Origin of the sequence: Kitasatospora sp. NPDC059088, from assembly GCF_042738155.1 — a bacterium.
Lineage (GTDB): Bacteria > Actinomycetota > Actinomycetes > Streptomycetales > Streptomycetaceae > Kitasatospora.
In genome coordinates this window covers 3,719-27,327 of sequence record NZ_JBHYGR010000105.1, presented here as the reverse complement: position 1 = coordinate 27,327, position 23,609 = coordinate 3,719, and the positions used below count along the sequence as shown (strand labels likewise).

The 23,609-nt window shown below is 75.3% G+C and carries 22 protein-coding genes; 16 read left to right on the top strand and 6 right to left on the bottom strand.

Annotation, left to right across the window (positions count from 1 at the left end; genetic code table 11):
• Positions 1–197: 197 nt before the first annotated feature.
• The 4 genes from ACFWXO_RS33815 to ACFWXO_RS33800 all read left to right on the top strand — a co-directional run bounded on the left by ACFWXO_RS33815 (position 198) and on the right by ACFWXO_RS33800 (position 2,898).
• Positions 198–1,748 carry a phage tail sheath family protein gene (locus ACFWXO_RS33815; RefSeq protein WP_380528762.1) on the top strand — a complete coding sequence of 517 codons (1,551 nt, stop codon included), beginning with the start codon at positions 198–200 and terminating at the stop codon, positions 1,746–1,748.
• A 69-nt stretch (positions 1,749–1,817) separates the two neighbouring features.
• The gene (locus tag ACFWXO_RS33810) at positions 1,818–2,258 is read left to right on the top strand and encodes a phage tail protein (protein WP_350509413.1); all 441 of its coding nucleotides are present in this window, start codon (positions 1,818–1,820) and stop codon (positions 2,256–2,258) included.
• Complete coding sequence (locus ACFWXO_RS33805) at positions 2,255–2,743, top strand: hypothetical protein (RefSeq protein WP_375893475.1); 489 nt, start codon at positions 2,255–2,257, stop codon at positions 2,741–2,743. Before ACFWXO_RS33810 ends, ACFWXO_RS33805 begins: the two co-directional genes overlap by 4 nt.
• The gene (locus ACFWXO_RS33800; protein WP_380528759.1) at positions 2,740–2,898 is read left to right on the top strand and encodes a DUF6760 family protein; all 159 of its coding nucleotides are present in this window, start codon (positions 2,740–2,742) and stop codon (positions 2,896–2,898) included. Before ACFWXO_RS33805 ends, ACFWXO_RS33800 begins: the two co-directional genes overlap by 4 nt.
• A 760-nt stretch (positions 2,899–3,658) precedes the next feature.
• On the opposite strand, the gene ACFWXO_RS33795 is transcribed toward ACFWXO_RS33800, so the two are convergent.
• Positions 3,659–4,072 (bottom strand): hypothetical protein, encoded by a 414-nt coding sequence (locus ACFWXO_RS33795; protein WP_380528757.1) that lies wholly within the window; start codon positions 4,070–4,072, stop codon positions 3,659–3,661.
• Positions 4,073–5,585: 1,513 nt separating this feature from the next.
• Between ACFWXO_RS33795 and ACFWXO_RS33790 the strand changes: the two genes are divergently transcribed.
• From ACFWXO_RS33790 to ACFWXO_RS33750, 9 genes are all read left to right on the top strand, one after another.
• Complete coding sequence (locus ACFWXO_RS33790; RefSeq protein ID WP_380528755.1) at positions 5,586–6,206, top strand: hypothetical protein; 621 nt, start codon at positions 5,586–5,588, stop codon at positions 6,204–6,206.
• Between the two features lie 80 nt (positions 6,207–6,286).
• Positions 6,287–6,712 carry a phage tail protein gene (locus ACFWXO_RS33785; RefSeq protein ID WP_375893480.1) on the top strand — a complete coding sequence of 142 codons (426 nt, stop codon included), beginning with the start codon at positions 6,287–6,289 and terminating at the stop codon, positions 6,710–6,712.
• A gap of 50 nt (positions 6,713–6,762) precedes the next feature.
• Positions 6,763–7,485 carry a LysM peptidoglycan-binding domain-containing protein gene (locus ACFWXO_RS33780; protein ID WP_360244219.1) on the top strand — a complete coding sequence of 241 codons (723 nt, stop codon included), beginning with the start codon at positions 6,763–6,765 and terminating at the stop codon, positions 7,483–7,485.
• Positions 7,482–9,260: a VgrG-related protein gene (locus ACFWXO_RS33775; protein WP_380528752.1), complete on the top strand. Its 1,779-nt coding sequence runs from the start codon at positions 7,482–7,484 to the stop codon at positions 9,258–9,260. The genes ACFWXO_RS33780 and ACFWXO_RS33775 overlap by 4 nt, the downstream gene beginning before the upstream one ends.
• 89 nt (positions 9,261–9,349) lie before the next feature.
• A complete protein-coding gene (locus ACFWXO_RS33770) occupies positions 9,350–9,661 on the top strand; it encodes a PAAR domain-containing protein (protein WP_380405161.1) in 312 nt (103 codons plus the stop codon).
• On the top strand, positions 9,658–10,110 hold the full coding sequence (locus tag ACFWXO_RS33765; protein WP_380528750.1) for a GPW/gp25 family protein: 453 nt from the start codon (positions 9,658–9,660) through the stop codon (positions 10,108–10,110). Before ACFWXO_RS33770 ends, ACFWXO_RS33765 begins: the two co-directional genes overlap by 4 nt.
• Positions 10,110–12,071, top strand: coding sequence for a putative baseplate assembly protein (locus ACFWXO_RS33760; protein ID WP_380528748.1), 1,962 nt, complete (start codon positions 10,110–10,112; stop codon positions 12,069–12,071). Before ACFWXO_RS33765 ends, ACFWXO_RS33760 begins: the two co-directional genes overlap by 1 nt.
• Positions 12,068–12,634, top strand: coding sequence for a phage tail protein I (locus ACFWXO_RS33755; RefSeq protein ID WP_380528746.1), 567 nt, complete (start codon positions 12,068–12,070; stop codon positions 12,632–12,634). Before ACFWXO_RS33760 ends, ACFWXO_RS33755 begins: the two co-directional genes overlap by 4 nt.
• A gap of 3 nt (positions 12,635–12,637) precedes the next feature.
• Positions 12,638–14,017, top strand: a complete 1,380-nt coding sequence (locus ACFWXO_RS33750) for an NADase-type glycan-binding domain-containing protein (protein WP_380528744.1) — start codon at positions 12,638–12,640, stop codon at positions 14,015–14,017.
• A gap of 25 nt (positions 14,018–14,042) precedes the next feature.
• Here ACFWXO_RS33750 and ACFWXO_RS33745 read toward each other — a convergent pair whose 3' ends face one another.
• The 3 genes from ACFWXO_RS33745 to ACFWXO_RS33735 form a co-directional block, all read right to left on the bottom strand.
• Complete coding sequence (locus tag ACFWXO_RS33745; RefSeq protein WP_380528742.1) at positions 14,043–15,767, bottom strand: urease subunit alpha; 1,725 nt, start codon at positions 15,765–15,767, stop codon at positions 14,043–14,045.
• Entirely contained in the window at positions 15,764–16,513 is a 750-nt protein-coding gene (gene ureA, locus ACFWXO_RS33740; RefSeq protein WP_380528740.1) for an urease subunit gamma, read from the bottom strand. The genes ACFWXO_RS33745 and ureA overlap by 4 nt, the downstream gene beginning before the upstream one ends.
• A 94-nt stretch (positions 16,514–16,607) precedes the next feature.
• A complete protein-coding gene (locus tag ACFWXO_RS33735) occupies positions 16,608–17,810 on the bottom strand; it encodes an agmatine/peptidylarginine deiminase (RefSeq protein WP_380528738.1) in 1,203 nt (400 codons plus the stop codon).
• A gap of 243 nt (positions 17,811–18,053) precedes the next feature.
• Between ACFWXO_RS33735 and tatA the strand changes: the two genes are divergently transcribed.
• On the top strand, positions 18,054–18,335 hold the full coding sequence (gene tatA / locus ACFWXO_RS33730; protein ID WP_380528736.1) for a Sec-independent protein translocase subunit TatA: 282 nt from the start codon (positions 18,054–18,056) through the stop codon (positions 18,333–18,335).
• Positions 18,336–18,420: 85 nt separating this feature from the next.
• On the opposite strand, the gene ACFWXO_RS33725 is transcribed toward tatA, so the two are convergent.
• The gene (locus tag ACFWXO_RS33725; protein ID WP_380528734.1) at positions 18,421–20,151 is read right to left on the bottom strand and encodes a protein kinase; all 1,731 of its coding nucleotides are present in this window, start codon (positions 20,149–20,151) and stop codon (positions 18,421–18,423) included.
• Between the two features lie 286 nt (positions 20,152–20,437).
• Here ACFWXO_RS33725 and ACFWXO_RS33720 point away from each other — a divergent pair, with 286 nt between their 5' ends.
• The gene (locus tag ACFWXO_RS33720) at positions 20,438–21,364 is read left to right on the top strand and encodes a DUF4436 family protein (RefSeq protein ID WP_380528732.1); all 927 of its coding nucleotides are present in this window, start codon (positions 20,438–20,440) and stop codon (positions 21,362–21,364) included.
• A gap of 102 nt (positions 21,365–21,466) precedes the next feature.
• Here the strand turns inward: ACFWXO_RS33720 and ACFWXO_RS33715 are convergent, their stop codons facing one another.
• Complete coding sequence (locus ACFWXO_RS33715) at positions 21,467–22,105, bottom strand: TetR/AcrR family transcriptional regulator (protein WP_380405135.1); 639 nt, start codon at positions 22,103–22,105, stop codon at positions 21,467–21,469.
• A gap of 164 nt (positions 22,106–22,269) precedes the next feature.
• On the opposite strand from ACFWXO_RS33715, the gene ACFWXO_RS33710 reads away from it, so the two are divergent.
• The gene (locus tag ACFWXO_RS33710; RefSeq protein ID WP_380528730.1) at positions 22,270–23,478 is read left to right on the top strand and encodes an agmatine/peptidylarginine deiminase; all 1,209 of its coding nucleotides are present in this window, start codon (positions 22,270–22,272) and stop codon (positions 23,476–23,478) included.
• The last annotated feature ends 131 nt before the right edge of the window (positions 23,479–23,609 follow it).

Here is a 23,609-nt window from a genome sequence, read left to right as displayed (position 1 = left end):
CCGGGCCCGGCGGGCGTACGTGACCGGCGGGCGTACGTGACCGGAGCGTCCGGGGGCCGCCGGGCGCACTCGGCCGTGCCCGCCGGGGCAGTCATCCTGCCCCCGATCTTGACCCCGGGGACCTGTCCCCGGGCGCGGCCCCGGACGCAGACTCGGGGGCGAGTGAGACCAAGGACCGGTCATCTGGAGGAGCGCGTATGCCGTCGTACCTGACCCCGGGCGTGTACGTGGAGGAGGTGCAGTCCGGTGCCCGGCCGATCGAGGGCGTCGGCACGGCCGTCGCCGCCTTCGTCGGCTTCGCCGGCAGCGGCCCCTTCCACGAGCCCACGCTGGTGACCAACTGGGACCAGTACGTCCAGCGGTTCGGTGCGTTCACCGAGGGCACCTACCTGGCGCACGCGGTGTACGGGTTCTTCGCCAACGGCGGCGGCTCCGCCTACGTCGTGCGGATCGGCGACCCGGCGCGGCAGGTCCCCGGCGGCGCCCCCGCCCCGGCCGTCGCGGCGGCCCCGCCGGTGGAGATCGGCGGCTTCCTGCTGTCGGCCCTGCCCGGCGCGGGCGGCGAGGTGTCCGTCGAGGTCGCCGACGCCGAGGGCGAGAACGTCCCCGACGACCGGTTCCGGCTGATCGTCCGCCGGGGCGCCGAGGTCGCCGAGAGCTACGACGTCTCCACCCGGAAGAACACCAAGGGCTACGTCGTCACCCAGCTGCGCGAGTCCAAGCTGGTCGCCGTCGCCGAGCAGCCCGGCACCGCGCCGAGCCGCCCCGAGCGCCGCAGCCACGCGCTCGCCGCCGCCCCGGCCCCCGCGACCGGCCCGGTGGCGGCCGCCGGCACCCGGCTGGACCCGGCCGAGTACGTCGGCGACGCGGCCGCCCGCACCGGCTTCTCCGGCCTGGAGGCGATCGACGAGATCACCATGGTCGCGGTGCCCGACCTGATGAGCGCCTACCAGCGCGGTGACCTCGACGACGAGGGCCTGCGCACCGTCCAGCTCGCGGTGATCTCGCACTGCGAGCAGATGGGCGACCGGATCGCCGTGCTGGACCCGCCGCCCGGCCTCAACGCCCAGCGGATGCGCACCTGGCGCCAGGACGAGGCCGGCTTCGACTCCCGCTACGCCGCGCTCTACTACCCGTGGATCAAGGTCTTCGACCCGGCCACCGGCCGCAACGTGCTGGTGCCGCCGAGCGGCCACGCGGCCGGGGTGTGGGCGCGCAGCGACGCCGAACGCGGGGTCCACAAGGCGCCCGCCAACGAGGTCATCCGCGGCGCCGTCGACCTCGAACTGCGGCTCAGCAAGGGCGAACAGGACCTGCTGAACCCGATCGGCGTCAACTGCGTCCGGGCGTTCCCCGGCCGCGGCATCCGGATCTGGGGCGCCCGCACCCTCTCCTCCGACCCGGCCTGGCGCTACCTCAACGTGCGTCGGCTCTTCAACTACCTGGAGGAGTCCATCCTCCTGGGGACCCAGTGGGTGGTCTTCGAACCCAACGACGACCGGCTGTGGTCCAGCATCCGGCGGAACATCACCGCCTTCCTCACCGAGGAGTGGCGGCGCGGGGCGCTGTTCGGCCAGACCGCGGCCGAGGCCTTCTACGTCAAGTGCGACCGTGACAACAACCCGCCCGAGTCCATCGACCTCGGACAGGTGATCTGCGAGATCGGTGTCTCCCCGGTGAAGCCGGCCGAGTTCGTGGTGTTCCGGCTGGCCCAGTTCTCCGACAGCACCAGCCTCCTCGACGAGTGAGTCGCGGCCCCACCGCAGACCCACCCGCCGGCCCCACTGTCGACACACATCGGAAGGTGACCACACGCCATGGCTGAAGGCGATCCGCTCTCCACACACATATTCGGCGTCCAACTCGGCGGCTACAACGTCGAGTCCGTCAAGGAGATCAGCAACCTGACGGTCGAACAGGACGTCGTCGAGTACAAGCAGGTGACCCAAGAGGGCAAGCTGATCGTCCGCAAGCAGCCCGGCGCCCGACTGCCCGGCGAGGTGACCATCACCCGCGGCCTGGACAAGAGCGGCGCGTTCACGGACTGGATCAAGGAGACCCTCAACAACGGGGCGATCAACACCGCCCGGCAGAACCTCACCATCGAGGTCAAGGACACCACCGGGGCCACCCTGCGCCGCATCCAGCTCACCAACGCCTGGGCGAGCCGCTGGGAGGGCCCCACGCTCAGCGCGGGCGAGTCCAGCGCCGCGACCGAGACGGTGACCATCGTGTTCGAGGAGATCCGGGTCGAGTGAGGCGCAAGATCGGCCTTGAGGAACTGCTGGAAGGCGCCCCGGCCCCGCAGAACCCCGCGCCGCAGCAGGCGGCCCCGGGGCAGGCGGGGCCGGCCGGGCCGCCCCGGCGGCAGTCCCCGCACACCGAGTTCGAGTTCGAGCTGCCGCTCGGCTACGTCGACGACGACGGCACCGTGCACCGCCACGGCGCCATGCGCCTGGCGACCGCGCGCGACGAACTGATGCCGCAGATCGACCTGCGGGTCAAGGAGAACCCGGCCTACCTCAGCGTGGTGCTGCTCAGCCACGTGATCACCAGGCTGGGCGACCTCGCCGAGGTGCACACGGGCATCGTCGAGCGGATGTACGCCACCGACGTGGCCTTCCTCCAGGACCTCTACCAGCGGATCAACAGCGAAGGCCACACGCGCGCCGCCGTGACCTGCCCGCACTGCGACGGCGCCTTCGAGGTCGACCTCGCCGGTGGGCGCCTGGGGGAATCGTGACGTACGCGCCTGCTCGGCTGTACGAGGAGATCGCGTACATCGCCTACCACCTCCACTGGTCGCGGGAGGACCTCCTCGACCTGACCCACTACGAGCGCGGGCAGTGGGTGCGCGAGGTCGCGCGGCTCAACTCCCGCATCAGTGAGGGTGGGTGACGGGGGTGGGGCTGCGGGACTGGATCGGGCGGCGGCGCGGCGGGTCCGGCGCCGGGGTTGATCCGGGGTCGGGTTCGCGGTCGGGATCCGACGCGACCTCGGGCTCGGGTTCGGCTGCCGGTACCGCCGGGGTCGCGCGGCCGCGACCGGCGGCCGGGGACGGGGGCTGGCGCGCCGTGGCGCCGCTGGTCCCCACCCTCGCCGGGGCGTCGCCGCGCGGCGTCAGCGACGGCCTGGCGTTCCGCTCCCGGCTCTCCGCCTGGCAGGACCCTTCGCTGAGCGGACCGCTCGGCCACTCCGTGCTGCCCTCCGCCCCGGCGGGCATCCTGCGGGCCGTCGCGGTGCCGGGCCGTCCGTCGGTGACCGCCGGCGCCGGGGACGAGCTCGTCCTGCGGCCGACGGCGGGTGCGGTGGCGGCCGGGCCGGCGGAGTCGCAGGACTCGCCGGGGTCGGCCGAGCCGTCCGCGCGGGCGGATCGGCGGCGGGCCGGGCCCGTCCAACGGTCCGTCCGGCTGCGGCAGTTGCCCGTACGGTCGGCCGGGGCTGGGGCCCGCACAGTGCGGACGGGTGGCGCCGATCGGCGGGCCGGGGCTGCGGTGCCGGGTCCGTCGGGCGGTGCCGGTCCGGTGGCGGGTGCGGCAACCGTGCCCGGCGAGGCCGGAGCCGTGGAGACGCCCGCCGGTACGACGGGCCGTACGGCCCGGGAGTCGGAGACGCCCGCCGGGGTGCCGCGTCGGAACGGCGTGGCAGGCCCGGCCGTTCAGCGTGCGGTGCGACCGCGGGCCGTCAGCGCACCGCTGACCGTGGCGCGGCGCCCCCGGTTGCTGACCGTACGGCCGGTGGCGGCCGTTCCGGGGCGGCGGAGCGGGGCCACGCCGGACGTCGTCGGCGGCGTGTCGAGCCCTGCTGTTGAAGAGTCCCAGCCGGTAGTCGCGGCGGAGGAGTCGGCCCGTGCCGGGCGGGTGCCCGAGCGCACCGGGTCGGCGGCCCGGACGGCGCCGTCGGGCCCGGGCGGCGCCGCCCACGTGGCCGTGCAGCGGGCCGCGGCGACTCGTGGTGACGCACCGGCCCGTCCGGTGCTCGGCGCGCCCTTGACGGCGCTGCCCGCGAGCGCGGCGCCCCTGGCTGCGTCCGCTCGCCGGACGACCGAGCCCGCACCGGGTGCCCCGGCCATGCCGGTGGTTCGCGCCGAGCCCGGAGTCACGGGTGGCGGGGAGGCCGGGAGCGGTGAGCGGGCGGCGCGTGGGAGCGGGCCCGGGCCCGGGCCCGTCGGCGGGGCAACCGTCCAGCGTGCGCCGTCCTCACCGACCGCCGAACGAGCGTCCCGGGTGCCTTCGCGCCCAACCGCGATCCCGCTCCGAGCCCCGGCTTCGACCCCGGCTCGGGCGCAAGCGCCGACCCCGGCTCCGACTCCGATCCCGGCCCAGGCTCCGACTCCGACCCAGGCCCCGGCGCGGCCGCGCTCGGGCCTGGGCGCGCCCCTCGACGCGATGCCGCCGACGGCGGCAGCCGCAGGCGCTGCCGGTTCGTCGGCCGGTGGGCGGCGGCGGGTCCGGCGGGGCTCGGTCGCCCTGCCAGGAGGCGGTGGGCCGAGCGCGCCCGCCGCCGGTGGGGGTGCGCCCGTGCAGCGCACGGTCAGTGCACCAGCCTCAACGCCAGTTTCCTTGAGCATGATTGACGCAGCGTCAACTGGTTCCCCGACTGCTGGATCCGGCCCCGTCGCGGAGCCGCGTGCAGCCGGACGTGTCGGCGGCGGCCCGGTGGTTCCGGCCCGTCCGGCCGGAGGCGGCCTGGGCGTGCAGCGGGCCGTCCAATCCACCGCCCGGAGGCGTGGGTTGATCGGGGAGCGTCCGATGGCGGTCGCCCTGGCGGCGGCGTCGGTGCCCCTCGCGGGCGGCGGCGGTGCCCGGTCGGGGGCCGCTGCGGTACCCGCCGCCCCGCCGGTGGTTCCGGTGGCCTGGCCCAACGCCCGTGCGCGCCGGACGGATTCGGAGCCGGAGCAGGATGTGACGGCCGCGGCACGGTCGCTGTCGACTGCGTCGCCGCGGGAGAGCCGGGGGGCTGTCGCTCCCCGGCGCGGGACGAGCCCCGGGGGCGGTCGGACTGCCGACGCCGGGCAGCCGGTGGCACAGCCGCGAGAGGGTGTCGTGGCCGCCGGGCGTCCGTCCGGCGGGGGCGTCGGGCACGCGGTGGCGACGGCGGTGCAGCGGCTGCGCTCCCGGCGTTCACCCGAACACCGGGGTGGCCGGGCGGTGGTCGATCGCCCTTCCGCGCAGAGGAGTTCAGCGCCCGGCGACGCCGCACCGACTGCGGCGTCCGCCGACGGCCCCTCACCCGTCCGGTCCGAACGGCCGCGCGGCGCGGTGCCCGTGGCGCAGCAGCCGCAGGGAGGTGGTGGCCACAGTCCTGCGACTGTCCAACGCCTCGCTGCCGCCCGGTCGTTGTCCGGCCGTCCGCAGCCCGGTGCCCGGTCCGGAGCCCGATCCGGAGCCCGGTCCGACGGGTGGGCCGGCGGCCGGTCGGCCGCGTCGGCGCCGGTGCCCGTGGTCCGCCTCGCGCCGCCGGGTGTCCAGGCGCTCCCACGGGCCGCCTCGCCGCTGTCCTCCGGCGCGCCCTCGCCGGTCGTCCAGCGCGCCCAGTGGCCTGCGGCGGCAGCCGGGTCGTCGCCGCAAGGGGCGGCCGCGCCGGTGGGCGCCGCACAGCCCGTCCGACCTGCGCAGCCCGTCCGACCCGCACCGCCCGCAGCGCCCGCGCTGCCGGTGGTCCCTTCGCTCCAGCGGCTGCCGGGCGCGCCCGGCCCGCTGCCGCCGGCCCAGAGCCAGACCCAGACCCAGGCCCAGCCGCTCGCGGTGCGGTCGCCGGTCGTGTCCCGGTCCGTGGCACCCGGTGCAGCGCCCCGGGCCGCGCAGTCCGTCGGATCCGGGAGCGCCTCGTTCGTCCAGTCCCCGCCGCCCGCCGCCCACCGTTCCATGCCCGGTACGGCACAGGTGTTGCAGCGGGTGGCCGAGCAGGCGGGGCTGGTGGGGGTGCCGTTGACCGCCGTCCCGGCGCGCCGGCCGACCACCGTGCAGGCGGCCCCGTCGGGCACCGGTCAGCCCGGTGGGCAACGGCCGCCCGGCGGCGCGGGGACGGGCAGTGCGGGGAAGGGCGCCACGGCGGCCGAGGACCCCGACAAGCCCGACCACGCCGCACCCGGTGACCTGGACGAACTGGCCCGGCGCCTGGTCGAACCGGTCGGCCGCCTGCTGCGCACCGAGCTGCGCAGGGGCCGGGAGCGGGCCGGGAAGCCGTACGACCTGCGCCGTTGAGCGCGCGCCGGGGCCGGACGGCCGCCGGGGGACCGGATCGACGTAGACCGTGAGCAGCAGCACAGCAGGAGGCGGGGCCGATGACCGACAACATCTTCGCGAGCAGTGTGTTCTTCAGCCTGACGATCGGCGGGAACGACCTGGGCGAGTTCACCACCTGTTCGGGGCTCGGCGCGCAGGTCGAGATCGAGCAGTACGCGGAGGGCGGCAACAACGGGTTCGCCTGGCAACTGCCGGGCCGCATCACCTGGACGAACATCACGCTGAGCCGCGCGGTCACCGCGGACACCGCCAAGATCGCCCGGTGGCTGAACGAGATCGTGCGGAAGGTCGAGCCGAAGGACGGCGAGATCGTGGCGCTGCGGCCGGACCTGAGCCGGATCGTCGGCTGGCAGGTGCTCGGGATCGTCCCGGTGCGGTGGGACGGGCCGTCCTTCGACCCGTCGAGCTCGCAACCGGCCATGGAGTCCCTGGAGATCGCCCACGCGGGCCTGCGCCCGTCCTGAGCGCCACCCCTCACCCCCCTTCCCCTCTCCAAGACCCAAGGAGCAGCCAGATGTCGTCGGCGGTCCCCGCGAGCGTCACCCGGGCGCAACTGACCATCATGGAGCCGCCGGCCACCGTCGGCGCCCAGCCCGGCGGTGCGATCGCGCGGCTCCCGCTCCAGTTCAACCCGGCGACCCTGGTGCTGCGCAAGTCCACCGAGTGGCGGCGCACGCCGTCCCGGATGGCGGGCCAGTCGGCGCTGCCGGAGTTCGTCGGCAGCGGCCCGCGCTCGCTCTCCCTGGACGTGTTCCTGGACTCGACCGCGACCCACGACAACTCGGTGGAGCGGGCGGTGGAGCAGCTGATGACGGCCTGCGTGCCGACCCCGACGAGCCTGGCGCGCAAGACCCCGGCCAGCCCGTGGATCCGGCTGGACTGGGGCACCTTGAAGACGACCTCGTTCAACGGGGTGCTGACCGGCCTGTCCGTCACGTACACGCTCTTCGACGTGGACGGCAACCCGCTGCGCGCGGTCTGTTCGCTCTCCATCGACGAGGCGAGCGTGGACCCGGCCGGGCAGAACCCGACCTCCGGCTCCCCGGAGGCCCGCAGCACCCACCGGGTGATCGCGGGCGACAGCCTGCCGCTGCTGGCCTGGCGGGCGTACGGGGACGCGACGGCCTGGCGGACCATCGCGGAGGCGAACGGCATCGACGACCCGCTGGTGCTGGTCCCGGGCGCGGAGCTGATCGTGCCGGGCATCGACGAGCTGACCCGGGGCGGTGCGGCGTGACCACGCCCGAGGCCCGGGGCGGCCGGCCGTTCGCCGCGGATCCCGTCGTCGAGGCGCCGGGGCCGCTGCCGCCGGTGTGGGCGGCGCAGCTGGTCTCCTGCGACATCGAGGAGAGCGTCGGCCTGCCGGACACGGCGGTGCTGAGCTTCCGGGACGCCGACCACACCTTCCTCTCCGCGACCGGGATCACCATCGGCACCGCGCTGCGGGTCTCCGTGGTGACCGTCCAGGGCAACACCCGGGCGCGGCTGTTCACCGGGGAGGTGACGGCGCTGGAGCTGGAGGTGGACACCACGGGCTCGTACACGGTGGTGCGGGCGGCGGCGGTGACCCACCGGCTGATGCGCGGGCGCCGGGTGAAGGCCTTCCGGAACATGACCACCGCCGACATCGTGCGCGAGGTCGCCGCCGGCGCCGGCCTGGCCTGCGGGCAGGTCGACTCCTTCCCGGTGGTGCACCAGCAGCTGTCCCAGGCGAACGTGCCGGACTGGGAGTTCCTGCAGTTCCTGGCGCAGGAGAGCGGCGCGCAGGTACGGGTGGACGACGACGGCAAGCTGGAGTTCGTCCGGCCGCAGCCCGCCTCCTCGGCGCCGGCGCCGAGCACGCCCGCGCCGCAGAACCCGCTGGTGCTGGAGTACGGGCGCAACCTGCTGGAGCTGCGCGGGGTGCTGACCGGCGCGGCCGGGGCGGACACGGTCGAGGCGCGCGGCTGGAACGTCACCACCAAGAGCGCCCTGGTCGCCACCGAGCCGTCGGTCGCCTCGACGACCGTGCTGCCGGGGCTGAGCCCCTCGGTGGTGGCCTCGGCCTTCCCCGGCCGGGCCCGGCTGACCGTCGCCGACACCCCGTACCGCACCCAGGCGGAGACCGCCGCCGTCGCCCGTTCGCTGGCCGCCTCGGTGGCCGGGGGCTTCGGCGAACTGGAGGTGGTGGCCGAGGGGAACCCGCGGCTGCGGGCGGGCACCGCCGTCGCGCTGGGGAACGTCGGCGCGGCCTTCTCCGGCCGCTACACCGCCACCGGGGTGCGGCACCTGCTGGAGCCGTTCCGCGGCTACCGCACCACGGTGGTGGTCAGCACCTCGCCGGACCGTTCGCTGGCCGGGCTGGCGACCGGCGGCAACGCGCCGCCGCGCGGCCCGCGGATGCCGGGCCTGGCCGTCGCCGTGGTCACCGACGTCCGGGAGCCGGGCGCCGACCAGCGCGGCTGGGTCCGGTTGAAGTTCCCCTGGCTGGACGACAGTTACGTCTCCGACTGGGTGCGCACCGTGCAGTGGGGCGGCCACGGGGGCGGCGGCGTGGTCAGCCCGGAGGTCAACGACGAGGTGCTGGTGGGCTTCGAACAGGGCGACCTGGACAGCCCGTACGTGCTGGGCGGGCTCTACAACGGCGTGGACCGGCCCTCGCCGCACGACGTGCCGCTGGTCGACGCGACCGCCGGCAAGGTCAACCGCCGTTCCGTGGTGTCCCGTTCGGGTCACCGGCTGGAACTGCTGGACGTTCCGGGCGGCAGCTCCGGGGTCCGGCTGGCCAGCGGCGACGGGAAGCTGGAGGTCCGGCTGGACCAGCAGCGCGGGGAGATCCTGCTGACCGTGCACGGCGGGGTCGGCGGGGCGGGCAGCACGGTGCGCCTGACCTCCTCCGGCATCACCCTGGACGCGGGCACCGGCGAGGTGAACGTGCGCGGCGGTTCGGTGAACGTGCGCGGCACGACGGCGGTCACCGTGGACGGCGGGGCCGAGGCCGTCCTCAAGGGGGCCTTCGTGCGCATCAACTGACGGACCATCAAGAGGCGCAGCAAGAAGCGCAGCAGGAACCGCAGCACGAAGAGCGCCCGGCAGGGCGCCCTCGGAAATGGAGACCGCACATGCCCCCCGCAGCCCGGACCGGGGACCCGACCGACCACGGCGGCGTCCTCACCACCCCGCCGCCGGGTGCCCTCAAGGTGGCGACGGTGCTGATCGGCGGCCGCCCCGCCGCGGTGGCGGGCACCGTGCACGCCTGCGTCCCGCACGTGGAGATGGGCCCCGCCAACCTGGTCGAGCCCGACCTCGGCGGGGTGACCAGGGGAGTGGTGCTGATCGGCGGCCTGCCCGCGGCCCGGATGCGGGACAAGACGACCTGCGGCGCCCAGATCATCGCCGGGGCGTTCAACGTGCTGATCGGCGGGGACATATGAGCAACGACTTCATCGGCCGCGGCTGGGCCTTCCCGCTGCGGGTGAACGCCACCGGCGGGATCGGCATGGTGGAGCGGGACCGTGAGCTCGCCGAGGCGATCCGGCTGATCCTCGGCACCGCCCCCGGCGAGCGGCCGATGCGCCCCGAGTTCGGCTGCGGCATCCACGAGTACGTCTTCGCCCCGGGCGACAGCACCACCGCCGGGCGGATCGCCCGCGAGGTGCGGATCGCGCTGGAACGCTGGGAGCCGCGGATCACCGTCGACGACGTGGTGATCGCCTTCGACCGGGTCGACGAGGGCACGCTCTACATCGACGTCCACTACACCGTGCGGGCCACCAACGACCGCCGCAACCTGGTCTTCCCCTTCTACACGATCCCGGAGTCCCCGGAAGCGGACACCGCGGACCCGGAACGGGCCGCCGCCGCGAACGGAGGTGCCCGCTGATGGCACTGCCCTCCCCGAACCTGGACGACCGCCGGTTCCAGCAACTCGTCGACGAGGCCAAGCGGTACGTGCAGCAGCGCGCCCCGGAGTGGACCGACCACAACGTCTCCGACCCGGGCGTCACCCTGATCGAGACCTTCGCCTACCTGGTCGACCAGCTGCTCTACCGGCTGAACCGGGTGCCCGAGAAGAACTACACCGCCTTCCTGGACCTGCTGGGCATCCGGCTCTTCCCGCCCGCCGCGGCCCGCGCCGAGGTCGACTTCTGGCTCTCCGCCCCGCAGCCCGAGACGGTCCTGCTGCGCGCCGGCACCGAGGTGTCCACGCTGCGCACCGAGACCGACGAGGCGGTGGTCTTCGCCACCGCCGAGGACCTCCCGGTCGTCCCCAGCGCGCTGGAGCGGCTGGTCACCGTCTCCGCCACCGGCGAGCAGGCCGACGTCACCGGCCGGCTGGCGGACGGCGCGGACGTGCGGTGCTTCCAGACCCGCCCGGCGGCGGGGGACGCCATGCTGTTCGCCCTGCCCGCCGTGGTGCCGCGCTGCATCCTGGCCGTGCGACTGGACAGCCGGGTGGAGGGCGTCGGCGTCGACCCGCGCCAGCCCCCGCTGGTCTGGGAGGTGTGGGACGGCGCCCGCTGGATCGCCTGCGAGACCGGCAGCGACACCACCGGCGGCCTCAACCGGCCCGGCGAGGTGCTGGTGTTCGTACCCGCCGGGCACACCGCCTCGGTGGTGGCCGGGCGGCGGGCCGGCTGGCTGCGCTGCCGGGTGACCGAGCCCCGGCCCGGCCAGCCGTTCTACTCCGAGTCCCCGACCGTGCGCCGGGCCGAGGTGTTCACCGTCGGCGGCACCGCCACCGCCGTGCACGCCCGGACCGTCACCGACGCGCCGCTGGGCACCTCGGAGGGCGTCGCGGGCCAGCGCTTCCGGCTCGCCCGGCCGCCGGTACTGCTGGACGGCGGAGCACCGGCGGTCGAGGTCTCGGCCGGCGACGGCTGGCAGCGCTGGACCGTCGTCGAGCACTTCGGCGACTCCGCGCCGACCGACCGGCACGTGGTGCTGGACGCCACCAACGGCGAGTTCCTGTTCCCGCCCGCCGTCCGGGAGCCCGACGGCAGCCTGCGCGCCTTCGGCGCGGTGCCGCCCAAGGGCGCCCGGCTGCGCGTCCCGCAGTACCGCACCGGCGGCGGGATCGCGGGCAACGTCGCCCGCAACACCGTCACGGTGCTGCGCAGCTCCGTCCCGTACGTCGCCCGGGTGGACAACCGGGAGGCCGCCCGGGGCGGGGTCGACGGCGAGACGGTCGAGAACGCCAAGGCGCGCGCCCCGCACCAGCTGCGGCTGCAGGAACGCGCCGTCACCGCCGGGGACTTCGAACTGATCGCCCGGCAGGCCGCGCCCTCCGCCGCCCGGGTCAGCTGCGTGCCCGCCACCGGCGGGGAGGCCGGGGCCGTGCGGGTGCTGGTGGTGCCGGAGGCCGTCGCCGACGAGGGCGAGCGGCTGCGCTTCGAGCAGCTCATCCCGGACGAACAGGTGCTGGCCGAGGTGGCGGCCGCGCTGGACGAGCGGCGGCTGATCGGCACCCGGGTCCTCGTCCAGCCGCCCGCCTACCAGGGCGTCACCGTGGTCGCCCGGCTCACCACCCGCGCCGCCGACCCCGACCGGGTCCGCGAGGCGGTGCTGGACGCGCTCTACCGCCACCTCAACCCGCTGCGCGGCGGCGCCGCCGGCACCGGCTGGCCGTTCGGCCGGGCGGTGCAGTACGGCGAGGTGTTCGCGGTGCTCCAGCGGGTGGCCGCCGTCGCGGGCGTCGAGGAGCTGCGGCTCTTCCCGGCCGACCCGATCACCGGACGCCGGGGCGCGCCCGCCGAGCGGGTCGACGTCCCGCCGGACGCCCTGGTCTTCTCGCACCAGCACCAGGTCGTGGTCACCGCCGTCACCGAGGACGGCACCCCATGACCAGAGCCGCCGTCCCCGGGCTGCCCAGCCCGCACCCGATCGGCGAACTGCTGCCCGCGCTCTTCGCCGACGACGACTTCGCCCAGCGCTTCACGGCCGGCCTGGACACCGTCCTCGCCCCGGTCTTCGCCACCCTGGACAACCTGCCCGCCTACTTCCGGCCCGAGCTCGCGCCCACCGACTTCCTCGACTGGCTGGCCTCCTGGGTCGCGGTCGAGGTCGACCCGGCCTGGCCGGAGGAGGTGCGCCGGGCGGTGATCGGGCGCGCCGTGGAACTGCACCGCTGGCGCGGCACCCGGCGCGGGCTCACCGAGCGGCTGCGGCTGGTGCTGGGCGCCGGGGCCGAGATCACGGACGGCGGCGGCGCGGCCTGGTCCACCGACCCCGACGGCGCCCTGCCGCCCGCACCGGGCGGCGGCGGGGTGCTGGTCCGGGTCTGGCCGCTGGGCGGCGCGGGGCTGGACGAGGACCAGGTGCTGGCCGTCGTCCGGGCCGGCTGCCCGGTCCACCTGACCTGCCGGGTCGAGATCCTGCCCGGTCCACCCGGGCGAGCGGAGGGCTGACGGATGCCGGTGTGTCCCGAATGCGGCACGGCCAACGCGGAGGGCGACGACTTCTGCGGCAACTGCGGCGCCTACCTGGGGTGGTCGCGACGCGCGCCCGCCGCGGGGGCCGCGCCCGCTCCGGTGGCCGGGCCCGCGCCCGTGCCGGCCTCGATGGGGTCCGAGCCCGAGCCTGCTGCGCCCGAGCCCAGGCCCCAGCCCGAAGCGGAGTCTGCGCCCGAGCCCGAGCCCGGGCCTGCTGCGCCCGAGCCGGCCGCCCCCGACACCTCGCGGACCTGGCGGAACGTCTCCCGGCGGGTCACCAGCCGGAGTCGGCGCACCCAACCGCCCGTCGCCCCGGAACCTGCCTCGGTCCCGGAGGTCGCGGCCCCGGAACCCGCCGCGGCCGTCGAGGAACGGCCCGCCGAGAAGCCGCCCGTCGAGAAGCGGCCCGTCGAGGAGCCGCCGTCCCCGCCGTCCGCCGAGACCTCGCGCTCGACCTCCACCCGGGCGCGGCCCGTACCGGCTCCCGCCCCGCCATCCGAGCCCGCCCCGGCCCCGGCCCCGGCCCCTGAGCCGGACCCGAGGCCGCGACCGCCCGCCGCACCGCAGACCGAGCCGACCGACCCGGTCGCCGTGCAGCCCGCCAAGCCCGTCGCGCCGCGTCCCGTCGTCCGGGCCTCCGCCGTCGAGGAGGCCCAGGACGGCCCGCCCTGCCCGCGCTGCGGCACCCCCAACCTGCCCGAGCGCCGGTTCTGCCGGCGCTGCGCGGCCCCGCTGACCGTCACCGCGGCCGCCCCGGAGCTGCCCTGGTGGCGCACCCGGTGGCCGTTCCGGCGCCGGGTGCGGATCGGCGGTTCGGGCAACGCGCTGCGCCGCACGATCGCGCTGATCGTGCTGCTCGCGTTGGTGGTCGCGGGGGTCCTGCTGTACCCGCTCGGCAAGAACGCCTACCAGGACGTGCTGGACAAGCTGGGCAGCACCGCGCCGGTCTCGCCCTCGCTGACCACGGCGTCGGCCGCGGTCGAGGGGCACCCCGCGAGCGCGGCCGACGACGGCCTCTCCAACACCTACTGGGGCGCGCCCGCGATCGGCGACTCCGTCGACTTCACCTTCCGCACCCCGTTCCGGCTGGTGGACCTGATCGTCCACACCGGCGCCTCCGCGGACCCGGAGCAGTTCCGGCAGCAGGCCCGCCCGCTGGTGCTCGCCCTGGAGGTCACCGCCTCGGACGGCGAGGTGCACCGCAAGCAGGTCACGCTCAACGACCAGCCGGGCCCGCAGACGGTGGCGACCGGCATCAGCGACGTCGTCCAGGTGAAGCTGACCGTCCGCGAGGCGGCGGGCACCGGCCCGGGCCGCACCGTCGCGCTGGCCGAGGTGGAGTTCTTCAAGCGGACGTGAAGGGGTGTCCGCCGCCGCGGCGGGGTCAGAGGAAGTAGAGGCGGTTCAGCGAGACCTCCTCGGCGGGGTCGGAGTGCAGCGGGGTCCCGTCGAGGGTGACCAGGCCCCGCTGCCCGTCGACCATGATCTGCCCGAGCCGGCTGTTGCGGACCAGGTCGGCCGGCCCGATGCCGCGGGTGTGCCGGACGGCGACCCGCCGGCGCCGGGTGGTCATCCGGTCGTACGGCCGGTCGCCGGTGCCCGCCTCGGCGGCGGCGCGGCTGGTGAAGGCCACCGAGAGGTCCGCCGGGGTGGCGCCGTGGGCGCCGAACAGCGGCCCCAGGACGAGGGGTTGGCAGCTCTCGGTGGCGGCGTTGGGGTCGCCGGTGACGCCGTACGCGGGGAAGCCGGCCTTGAGCACCAGGTACGGCTTGGCACCGAAGGAGGCCGGGTTCCACAGCACCAGGTCGGCGAGCTTGCCGACCTCGACCGAGCCGACCTCGTGCGAGAGCCCGTGCGCGATGGCCGGGTTGACGGTGAGCTTGGCGATGTAGCGCAGCACCCGCTCGTTGTCGTCGGACGGGCCGTCGCCCTCCATCGGTCCGCGTTCGGCCTTCATCTTGCCGGCCATCGCGAAGGTGCGGCGCACCGTCTCCCCGGCGCGGCCCATGCCCTGGGCATCGGAGGAGGTGATCCCGATCGCCCCGAGGTCGTGCAGCACGTCCTCGGCGCCCATCGTCCCGCCGCGGATGCGGTCGCGGGCCATGGCGGCGTCGCCGGGCAGGTCGGTCTTCAGGCCGTGGACGGAGACGATCATGCCGTAGTGCTCGGCGATCGCGTCCCGCCCGTACGGGAGGGTGGGGTTGGTGGAGGAGCCGATGACGTTCGGCACGCCGGCCATCTTGAGCACGTTCGGGACGTGTCCGCCGCCGCAGCCCTCGATGTGGAAGGCGTGGATGGTCCGGCCCTCCAGCACCCGAAGGGTGTCCTCGACCGCCAGGCACTCGTTCAACCCGTCGGTGTGCAGGGCCACTTGGACGTCGTGGACCTCCGCCACGGACAGTGCGGTGTCCAGCGCTCGGGTGTGGGCGCCCATGTCCTCGTGCACCTTGAAGCCGCAGGCGCCGCCCTCGGCCAGCGCCTCCACCAGCGGCGCCGGGTGGGAGGACGAACCGCGGCCCAGGAAGCCGATGTTGACGGGCCAGGCGTCGAAGGCGTTGAACGCGTGGCGCAGCGCCCAGGGCGAGTTGACGCCGACGCCCCAGGCCGGGCCGAACTCCTGGCCGATGATGGTGGTGACGCCGGAGGCCAGCGAGGCCTCCATGATCCGCGGGGACATCAGGTGGACGTGGGTGTCGATGGCCCCGGCGGTCAGGATCAGGCCCTCGCCGGAGACGATCGCCGTCCCGGTGCCGACGACCACGTCGACGCCGTCCAGGGTGTCCGGGTTGCCGGCCCGCCCGATCGAGGCGATCCGCCCCTCCCGGATGCCGATCGAGGTCTTCCGGATGCCCTGGATCGCGTCGATCACCAGGACGTTGCTGATGACCAGGTCGCAGGTGTCGCGGACGGCGGCGGCCTTGAGGTGGAGGCCGTCGCGGGCGGTCTTGCCGAAACCGGTGAGGAACTCGTCGCCCGGCCGCTGGGAGTCCGACTCGACCCGGACGACCAGCCCGCTGTCGCCGAGCCGGACCCGGTCGCCGGCCCGCGGGCCGTGCACGGCGGCGTACTCGGCCGCCTCGATCGACGCGCTGTCGCTGCTGCTGCTCACCGCTGGCTCTCCTCCGCCTCGTCGTCACTGCTCGCACTGCTCAGGCCGTCCGCACTGCTCGGGCCGTTGGCGCCGAGGTAGCCCTGCTCGGCCGCCCGGCGCAGCGCCTCCCGCCGGACCCGGGGCGAGTCCAGCGGACCGTCCACCAGTCCGGCGAAGCCGATCGCGACCCGCTCGCCGCCGATCGGCACCAGCCCGACCTCGACGTCCGAGCCCGGGTCGAAGCGCACCGAGGAGCCGGCCGGGACGGCCAGGTGCATGCCGTACGCGGCCGCGCGGTCGAAGGCCAGCCGCGGGTTGGCCTCGAAGAAGTGGAAGTGCGAGGTGACCGAGACCGGGACGTCCGCGGTGTTGCGGACGGACAGCGTGCGGACCGGCGCGGGCACCGGCTCGGCGCCGCGGCCGGGGAGCACCGCGCCGGGGGCGGCCTCGCCCAGGCCGCCCCCGCCGAACGGGTCGGCGATCACGGCGAGCCGGGTGCCGTCCTGGAACACCGCCTCGACCTGGATCTCGGTGACCAGGTCGGGGACGCCGGGCAGGACGTCCTCCGGGGAGAGCACCGAGCGCCCGCGGGCGACGGCCTCCGCCAGCCGCAGGCCGTCGCGGGCGGCCTCGCAGACGGTGTCCGAGATCAGCGCGGTGGCCTCGGGGACGTTCAGCCGCAGGCCGCGGGCGCGGCGGGCACGGGCGAGTTCGGCGGCGGTGAAGATCAGCAGCCGGTCGCGTTCGGTGGGGGTCAGCTGCACAAGGGGTCCCTTCTCCCTCGGTGCGGGGCGGCGGTGCCGGGCGGCGGGGCGGCCGGCCGTGTGGCCGGCCGGTCGTCGGTACCGGTGGTGGGGGTCAGCCGGCGGGCTGGTCGTGGGTCGAGCAGTGGATGCCGCCGCCGCCGGAGGCGATGGTGTCGATCTGCACGGGGACGATCTCGCGGTCCGGGAACTGGTCCTTGAAGACCTCCTGGGCGTGCCCGTCGGCCTTGGCATCGCCGAACAGCGGCAGGTAGACGCCCTTGTTGCCGATGTAGAAGTTCATGTACGAGGAGACGAAGGCGTCGCCCCGGCCGGTGATCTTGTCCGGGTCGGGCTGGCTGATCTCGATCACCTTGAGCTTCTTGCCGGTGGCGTCGGTGGCGTCCGCCAGCACGGCCCGGGCCTGGTCGGCCGAGCGGGACCAGACGTCCGCGGGCATGCCGGGGAAGGCCCGGTCGAGGAAGACCACGCCGGGGGCGGCGAAGCGGGCCAGGCAGTCGACGTGGGCGTCGGTGATGTCCTTGCCCTTGACGCCGGCCAGCCAGATCACCTTGGTGATGCCGAGGGCCTGCTTGAGCTCGGCCTCGATCTGGTCGCGGTCGCGGCCCGGGTTGCGGTTGGCGTTGACGATCGAGCTCTCGGTGACCATCAGGGTGCCCTGGCCGTCGGTCTCGAAGGAGCCGCCCTCGGCGACCAGTTGGGTCGCGACCCGCTCGATCCCGTACTTGTCCAGGACGGCGCGGGCGATCCGGGCGTCGTTGTCGTGCTGCTGCTTGCCGCCCCAGCCGCTGAAGTTGAAGTCGACGCCCTTGACCTTGCCGCCCTCCTCGACGAACACCGGCACGGTGTCGCGGGCCCACAGGTCGTCCACCGGGACGGACAGCAGCTCGACGTCCTTGCCGCAGGCGTTGCGGGCGGAATCCTCCTGGCCGGGGCGCACCAGCAGGACCACCGGCTCGCGGCTGCCGATGGCGCGGGCCACCGAGGCGATGTCCTTGCGGACGCCGCCGAGCTGCTCGCCCCAGACGTTCTCGGAGGCGGGCCAGGCCATGAAGGTCCGCTCGTGCTTCTCCCACTCGCCGCCGAGCCGGCGTCCGCCGGCGGGGGAGGGGGCCGCCGTCGCGGACGGTGCGGCGGTGGCGCTCGCGGACGGCTGCCCGGCGGGGGCGGAGGACGGGGCCGCGGGCTCGGCCGCGTCGTCGCCGCCGGAGGCACAGGCGGTCGCGCCGGCCGCGATCAGGCCGGCGCCGGCGAGGGAACGCAGCACCGTGCGGCGCGCGAGGGAGGACTGGGACACGGTGGACTCCGGTGGGGCCGAGGGTGGATCCGGTCCGGCGCGGCGGGCGGGGCCTCCGGGGAGTGCTGCGCGCTGCGCCGATCGGCGGCGGGCACGGCGGCCCGGGCATCGCCGGAACTGCACTCTCGCATTGACTGAAAAATCAGTCAAGCTCTACGGTGAAAGCACCCAAACCATCCCGAGACGACCCGGGTCGCCGCACGCGGCCCCGGTCCCGACGACGAAAGGCCGGGTGAGGCGACGATGCTGCGCAATGGACTGGAGCCCTGGCACCTGCTGGTGGTGCTGGCGGTCGTGGTGCTGCTCTTCGGTTCCAAGAAGCTGCCCGACATGGCGCGCGGACTGGGGAAGTCGATGCGCATCCTCAAGGCGGAGACGGCGGCCATGCGGGAGGAGGACCAGCCCGCCGCCACGTCGGGGGCCGCCACGCCCGCGACTCCTGCGGCCGCGACTGCCGTTCCGGGGGCTCCTGCGCCCGGAACCCCCGCCCCCGGCGCCGCCGACCCGGCCCGGCGCCCGGTCTGACCCCGGGCCGCCGATCAGCGCCGAGAGCCCGTCGCTCCCACCCGTGCCGTGGGCGGCGACGGGCTCTCGGCCGTTCCCGGGGGTGTCAGCCGTTGCGGCGGTAGTGGTCCAGCGAGACCTTGACCGCCCCGTCCGCGCCCGCCGTCGACAGCACCCGGACGATCGCCAGCTCCTTGCCGTCCGCGGACCGGACGCAGAAGGCGCCGCGCGGCCCGACGGCGCTGAACGGCACCCGGGCGGTCGGACGGCTGCCGAGCCCCTGGAGGCACTCGGCCGGGCCGAGGCCGGAGTCCCGGCCGATGTAGGAGTCGGCGGTCTCCGGGATCAGGAACTCGCTGTCGGTGCGCCCCACGTACCAGTTCACGGTCTCGACCGGCACCACCGTGCCCGCGGCCAGGTCGAACTCGTAGTTCGGATCCGCCGAGGTGAGCTCCACCGCCCGGTAGTCCGGGGTGAAGTCGGCGGCAGGGGCGGGCGGCGTCGAGCGGCTCGGCGCGGTGGTGGCGGCGGGCGTGCGGGCGGGGCCCGACGGGCCGCCGGGTGCCGACGAGGCGGCGGGCGTGCCGGGCCCGGGGGAGCCGGCCACCGGGGTGTCGGCCGTCGCCGCCTCCACCGGGTCCGGGTCGTCGAGCACGAACACCGTCGCCGCGGCGCCGACGGCCAGGGCGACCACGGCGACCAGCGCGGTGCGCCCGCGCAACCGCTTCGGCCGAGCGGTCGACGCGGGCCCGGACGGGGTGGCGCTCACGCCCGGCAGCTCGGGGCCGCCCGGCGCCGCCGCGGCGGTGGCGAGCACGGTCGGGGTCGGCGTCGGCATCGCCGCAGGCGCCAGCATCGTCGGGGCCGCGTTCAGGCCGGTCCCGCCGGTCCCGGCGGCCTCGGCGGGCGTCTGCGGCAGCTCGGTGTGCCGGGTGATCTGGCTGGTCAGCGGCTGCGGCAGCCAGTCCTCGCCGAACCGCAGCTGCCCGCCCACCGCGGGGTGGCCGGCCGCGGCGGCGATCACCTCGGCGGTGGTCGGCCGGTCCTCGGGGCGCTTGGCCAGGCAGCGCCGGAGCAGCTCGCGCAGGCCCTCCGGCACCCGGGCGAGGTCGGGCTCCTCGTGGACGGTCCGGTAGAGCGTGGCCGGGTGCGGGCCGTCGCCGAACGGCGGGGCGCCGGCCGCGACGTGGACGGCGAGGGCGCCGAGCGCCCAGACGTCGGTGGCCGCGGTCGCGGACTGCCCCATGGCCTGCTCGGGGGCCATGTAGGCGGGGGAGCCGATCTGCAGTCCGGTGCCGGTCAGGGCGACGGCGTCGGCCGCCCGGGCGATGCCGAAGTCGATCACCCGGGGGCCGTCGGCGGCGATCAGCACGTTGCCCGGCTTGAGGTCGCGGTGGACCACCCCGCTGGCGTGGATGGCCTGGAGCGCCTCGGCGATCCCGGCCATCAGCAGCAGGACGGTGCGCTCGGGGAGCGGGCCGAACCGCTGCACCACCTGCTGGAGCGAGGGGCCGGGCACGTAGGTGGTGGCCAGCCACGGGGTGGCGGCGTCCGGCCCGGCGTCGACCAGCTGGGCGGTGAACAGTCCGTGGATGAGCCGGGCGCTGGCCACCTCCTGGGCGAACCGGGCCCGGAAGTCCGGGTCCCCGGCCAGCTCGGGGCGCACCACCTTGAGCGCCACCGGGCGGCCGCCCGGGGTGTAGGCGAGGTAGACCCGGCCCATGCCGCCGGCGCCGAGCCGCGCGTACAGCCGGTGGCCGCCGACCTCGCGCGGGTCGTCCGCGGTCAGTGCCTGGAAGACCGGCTGGAGGGCGAAGGGGGATCGGTCAGCGGACATGGGGCGGCCTCTCTCGGCGGACAAGGAGGGGTGGGGCACGGATGGCATCGCCGCGAAGTTTAGAGGTTCCCTCAGGGGATGGCGCAGCGGGCCCGGCGCAGGGCCGGTGAAGGGCTGGTAGAGCGGTCGGGGCAACGGGAGCGATTCGGGCATTTGACTGAATTTTCAGTTCAATGGAGGATGCGGGGCAACCCAGCGGAAAGCCCCGGACGAGACACCGGTGCGCGGCAGCCCGGACGGCAGCGATCCTGCCCCGCGTCCGACGCGCGCTCCAGGAAGGACCACCGTGCAGGCCACCATCGACGAGACCGGCGCACCCCCCGCCACGCCGCCCCGAGCCCCCCGCCGCCGCAGCTGGCGCTTCGCCGTCCTCCTGGCGATGGTCGTCGCCCTCTGCGGCAGCGGCATCGGCCTCTACCTGAACGAACGCAACACCCGCGAGCAGACCCGCGAGCTGGCCGTCCCCTCGGCCGCCGACTGGATCGAACTCGACGTCACCGCGCAGGACGTGGACCCGACGGCCCAGCAGCTGACGCTCTACGTCACGCCCGTCCCGCACGGCCGCTTCGCCGCCGGCCCGGGCTCCCAGACCTTCGCCCGCCCGGTCGAGATCAGCGTCACCGGCACCCCCAAGGTGACCGTCAAGGCCGCCGAGGGGGAGACCGCGCCCTCCCAGCTCGTCCAGGTGGGGATCTACGACGGCACCAAGACCGACTACCCCTTCGACCGCTACCGCATGGAGGTGGGCTTCGCCGCCACCAGCGGAGGCACGGCCGTGCCGGTCGGCGTGGTCCTCACCGACACCGACCCGTTCTTCGTGCTGCGCCCGCAGGCCACCACCGCGAGCAACGGCGCGGTGGCCCTGGACACCAGGATCACCCGCTCCCGCAGCACCTTCATCCTCTCCTGGTTCATGATCGCGGCGATGTGGGCCATCGCCCTGGCCGTCCTCGGCGCCGCCGAGGTGCTCTACCGCAAGCGCGAGGGCCTGGTCTGGCCCTCCCTGGGCTGGATGGCGGCCAGCCTGTTCGCCCTGATCGGCATGCGCAACGCGGCCCCCGGCGCGCCGCCGATCGGATCGCTGATGGACTACGTGGCGTTCTTCTGGGCGGAGGGGATCATCGCCGCGAGCCTGGCCTGCACCGCCTGGTGCGGCATCCGCACCGAGCACCGGCTGCGCCGGGAGAAGGAGGCCGAGGCCGAGGGCGCCTGACCGCACCCACCCGCCCGGCCCCCACGGGCCCGGGCGGGTCAGCCGGTCTGCCGGTCTGCCGGTCAGCAGGTCAGCGGGTCAGCGGGTCAGCGGTTCGGCCGGTCACCCGCTCGCGGACAGCGCGGCCATCAGCCTGCGCAGCACCCGCCCCGCGTCCACCGTCCCGTCCAGCGAGCCGATCGCGGCCAGCCCGTCCACGGCGGCGGCGAAGGCCTCGCCCAGCGGGCGGGGGTCGGAGCCGTCGCCGCGCTCGTCCGCCAGCGTCCGGAACAGGCGCACGAAGCAGGACCGCCAGCGTGCGTACTCCGCCTCCAGACTGGCCCGGACCCGCTCGTCGTTGAGCGCCAGCCAGTGCAGCGCCGCGTGCAGCCGGGCCAGGTCGGGGCTCTCCGGCCGGGTGAGCAGGGCGAGCACCCGCTCCGCCCGCTCGGCGTAGCCGCCCGGGCCGTCCACCGCCTCCTCCAGCGGGGTGATCCACTCGGGCCGGATGTCGGCGACCACCGCGACGATCAGTTCGGTGCGGTCGGCGAAGTGGTAGTGGCACATCCCGTGCGAAACCCCGGACAGCGCGGCCACGTTGCGGGTGGTGAACCGCCCGGCGTCGCCGCCCGCGAGCAGCGTCCGGGCCGCCGCGATCAGCCGGGCCCGGGTCTGCTCGCCCTTGGCGGAGGCCCGTGCCCGGCCGGTGCCGCCCGGCGCGGAGGACGCCTCCCGCGCTGTTCCTGTCGCCCGTGTCGCCATGGCCGCCACTGTAACGAGCGGGGCGGCCGCGGGAGGGGCGGGCCGGAAAACGATTCGGAGGGATCCCCACCCGATCCGTGCGCGAGATATTGACCGAGCGCTTGGCCAGTTCTACCTTCTGGGCAACTCCACGGCCGTCGGCCGGAACTGACACGGAGGTAGAAGTGGACGATCGCGATCACCACAGACCCGACCCGGCGCCCCTCGGGCGCCTCGGCCGGCGCGGGTTCCTGGCAGCCGCCGGGCTGACCGCCGCCGGCGCCGCGCTGACCGGGCTGAACGCGCCGCAGGCCGCCGCCCGCGGCACGGCACCCGGCCGCACGGCACCCGGCGGGACGGCATCCGGAGGCAGGGCGCCCGCCACCACCGGCTACGCCGTCCCGGTCGACACCGTCCCGCACACCCGGACCTGGATGGCCTGGCCGGACAGCACCGGCATCTGGCGCAACAAGCTCAGCGGCGTCCAGGCCAACATCGCCCTGATCGCCAAGACCATCGCCAAGTACGAGCCGGTCACCGTGTGCGCCAACCCCGCCAGCGTCGCCAAGGCGCAGTCGATGTGCGGCTCGCGGGTCACCGTCATCGGCACCATCCCCGTCGACGACTGCTGGGTGCGCGACACCGGCCCGGTCTTCCGCACCAACGGCGCGGGCGGCCTGGACACGGTGGGCCTCAACTTCAACGGCTGGGGCAACAAGCAGACGCACGCCAACGACGCCCTGGTGGCCCAGCGCGTCGCCGCCTACCTCGGGATCCCGTTCACGGCCGCCGGACTCGTCGCCGAGGGCGGTGCCGTCGAGACCGACGGCGCCGGCACCCTGATGGCGACCAGCAGCAGCATCGTCAACTCCAACCGCAACCCCGGCCTGTCCCAGACCCAGATCGAGTCCGCGCTGTACGCCGCCTACGGCGCCTCGAAGATGATCTGGTTCCCCGGCATCCAGGGCCAGGACATCACCGACGACCACGTCGACGCGACCTCGCGGTTCCTCGGCGCCGGTGCGGCCGCCGTCCAGATGCCGCTGTCCGGGGACACCGACGTCTGGTCCAACGACGAGCGCCAGCAGTACCAGATCCTCTCGGGCGCGACGAGCGCGCAGGGGGTCAGGATCGCGGTCAGCAAGATCCAGGGACCCGACTACAACCTGATCCGCTCGACCGACCCCAACTTCGTCGGCTCCTACGCCAACTACTACCTCTGCAACAACGCGGTGATCTCCGCCCAGTTCGGCGACACCTCGGCCGACGCCGCCGCCAAGGCCGCGCTCGCGCGGCTCTTCCCCGGCCGGACCGTCGAGCAGCTCAACATCGACTACCTCGGCGCGGGCGGCGGCGGCATCCACTGCGTCACCCAGCAGCAGCCCGCCGTCTGAACCCACCACCCCGGCAGAACCCGTCAACCCGGTAGAGCCGTCGAGGCCCGGTCCGCCACCCCGGCCGGGACAGCGGTCGACGCAACGACGGAGTGGCCCCCCCCCCGCGCAGCCGCCGGGGGGGCCACCCC

Bases quoted from the DNA above. Each gene is read 5' to 3' on its own strand.
- ACFWXO_RS33815 (WP_380528762.1), top strand. From the start codon at position 198: ATGCCGTCGTACCTGACCCCGGGCGTGTACGTGGAGGAGGTGCAGTCC.
- ACFWXO_RS33810 (WP_350509413.1), top strand. From the start codon at position 1,818: ATGGCTGAAGGCGATCCGCTCTCCACACACATATTCGGCGTCCAACTC.
- ACFWXO_RS33795 (WP_380528757.1), bottom strand. From the start codon at position 4,072: ATGGCCGGGGCACCCGGTGCGGGCTCGGTCGTCCGGCGAGCGGACGCA.
- ACFWXO_RS33785 (WP_375893480.1), top strand. From the start codon at position 6,287: ATGACCGACAACATCTTCGCGAGCAGTGTGTTCTTCAGCCTGACGATC.
- ACFWXO_RS33780 (WP_360244219.1), top strand. From the start codon at position 6,763: ATGTCGTCGGCGGTCCCCGCGAGCGTCACCCGGGCGCAACTGACCATC.
- ACFWXO_RS33770 (WP_380405161.1), top strand. From the start codon at position 9,350: ATGCCCCCCGCAGCCCGGACCGGGGACCCGACCGACCACGGCGGCGTC.
- ACFWXO_RS33765 (WP_380528750.1), top strand. From the start codon at position 9,658: ATGAGCAACGACTTCATCGGCCGCGGCTGGGCCTTCCCGCTGCGGGTG.
- ACFWXO_RS33760 (WP_380528748.1), top strand. From the start codon at position 10,110: ATGGCACTGCCCTCCCCGAACCTGGACGACCGCCGGTTCCAGCAACTC.
- ACFWXO_RS33755 (WP_380528746.1), top strand. From the start codon at position 12,068: ATGACCAGAGCCGCCGTCCCCGGGCTGCCCAGCCCGCACCCGATCGGC.
- ACFWXO_RS33750 (WP_380528744.1), top strand. From the start codon at position 12,638: ATGCCGGTGTGTCCCGAATGCGGCACGGCCAACGCGGAGGGCGACGAC.
- tatA (WP_380528736.1), top strand. From the start codon at position 18,054: ATGCTGCGCAATGGACTGGAGCCCTGGCACCTGCTGGTGGTGCTGGCG.
- ACFWXO_RS33725 (WP_380528734.1), bottom strand. From the start codon at position 20,151: ATGTCCGCTGACCGATCCCCCTTCGCCCTCCAGCCGGTCTTCCAGGCA.
- ACFWXO_RS33715 (WP_380405135.1), bottom strand. From the start codon at position 22,105: ATGGCGACACGGGCGACAGGAACAGCGCGGGAGGCGTCCTCCGCGCCG.